At 68.9% G+C, this 1,881-nt stretch carries 2 protein-coding genes; one reads left to right on the plus strand and one right to left on the minus strand.

All coding sequences use genetic code 11. The features are described from left to right. Positions 1-594, plus strand: a 594-nt coding sequence (locus VHW64_RS16830) for a sigma factor-like helix-turn-helix DNA-binding protein (protein ID WP_329651729.1), incomplete at its 5' end; no start/stop codon positions are given. Positions 595-608: 14 nt separating this feature from the next. Here VHW64_RS16830 and VHW64_RS16835 read toward each other — a convergent pair. Beyond that, positions 609-1,881, minus strand: a 1,273-nt coding sequence (locus VHW64_RS16835; protein ID WP_329651730.1) for an endonuclease/exonuclease/phosphatase family protein, incomplete at its 5' end; no start/stop codon positions are given.

A 1,881-nucleotide genomic window follows, 5' to 3' on the forward strand; every position in this document is an offset into this window, starting at 1 on the left:
GCCTACCTCGTCCTGCTCGACCGGCTCTCGGCGACGGAACGCGCCGTCTTCCTCCTGCACGACGTGTTCGGCTACCGCTTTGAGGAGATCGCGCCCATGGTTGACCGCAGCGAGGCCGGCTGCCGCCAGATCGCGGTGCGCGCGCGACGGCGACTGGAGCCCGACCTCCCGCATTTCGACAGCGACCCGCGCCGGCGCGTCGAGGTCGCCGAGCAGTTTCTCAGCGCCTTTCGCGACGGCGATATCGACGCTCTGATGCACATCGTCGCGCAGGACGCCGTGTTCGTCGGTGACGGCGGCGGCAAGGCGGCGGCATTGCCCGAGCCCATCCATGGACGCGATCGCGTCGTCCATCTCGTGGGGGCGTTCGCCAACCAGAACCGGCGCCTGAACCTGCGCTTCGAGCCGGCGCGCGTCAACGCCCAGCCGGGCGCCGTGGTCCGTGACCTCGATGGCCTGGTCGTCACCGTGCTGGGCTTCGACATCGTCGACGGCGAAGTGCACACGATTCGCTCGATCGTCAATCCGGACAAGATCGGCCACCTCGGCGCGGTCAGCCCGTTGACGCGACGCCGTGAGGGCTCCGGGGAGTAACCGGCTGCTCGCCCCTAGGGCCTGAAGCGCACCACCTGCGGGTCGTGGTCTGAGACCTGATCGGCGTACTCGGCGTTGAGGTGCACCACCTGGTACTGGACCCCGTTCGGTCCCTTGCTGACCAGGATGTGGTCCAGCACCTCCGAGATGCCGTCGAAGTCGTAGGTGTACTGCTCGTTGACCGGGAGGGTCCCGATCAGGTCGGTGAGGATGGAATCGCCGGTGGCATCCGCGGTGCCGGTCTTGAGCACGTTGAGCGACGGGCTGAACTGGTAGTCGTTGAGGTCGCCGACGACGACGACATCGGCCTTGGGATCGATGTTGAGGATGCCCTGAACGAACCCGTGCTCGACCGAGGCCTGGCCGGCACGCTGCGTGGCCGAGGACTGCGCCGGGAACTGGAAGCGCCCGTCGGCGTTCTGGTCGCCCAGCTTGGCGTCGAAGTGGTTGGCCACCACGAACACCGGCTGGCCCTGGAAGGTGAACTCGCCCACCAGCGGCTTGCGGCTGGCGGTCCACACCGGGTTGGTCGGGTCGATCCGGCCCGGTGACAGGGTGAGGTCCGGCTCGCCCTTGCTCTTGACCACCTGGGTCCCGGTGGTGGTGCGGTTCACCGAGGCCGCGCCGCGATCGACGAAGGTCACCCGCGCCGGGTTATAGAGGAACGCCACGCGGATGTTGCCGCCCGGCTCGCCGCCGTCCTGGTCGTTGACCGGGTCGATCTCCCGCGAGTCGTAGTGCGGGCCGCCGGCGTTGACGATCGCGGTGGTCAGCTTGCTGATCGTCTGATCGGCGGCCACCACGCCGTCGTCGGTGGCCCCGTCGTTGTCCTGGACCTCCTCGACGGCCACCACGTCAGGGCTGGCCAGGTTGGTGACCACGCCCTGCGCCAGCCGCTGGAACTTCGAGTCCGGGTCGGTGGGGGCCAGGTTCTCCACGTTGTAGGTGGCGACGGCCAGCTGGTTCTTGCCCTGGGAGGTGGCCACCGTGCGCGGCAGGTTGTTGTGCTGCACCGAGCCGAGCGCGGTGGCGGCGATCGTGTAGCCGCCGAACTCCGAGTAGTCAACCGGGCCGATCGTCGCGCCGGCGAGGACGTCGCCGACGTTGACCTCCGGGTTGGAGCCGTCGGCCGGGACGATCTCGATCCGCCCCGACGGGGTCTGGTTCTCGCCCAGCAGCTGGGTGCCGCCGCGGAACGTCTCGTCCTGATTGGGCTTCGTCGTCACGTACTGCTCGGCGAAGCTGTCCGAGGGACCCACGACGCGGGCGTCGTCGACCTCGACGCGC

This window comes from Nocardioides sp. (assembly GCF_036267815.1).
GTDB lineage: Bacteria > Actinomycetota > Actinomycetes > Propionibacteriales > Nocardioidaceae > Nocardioides.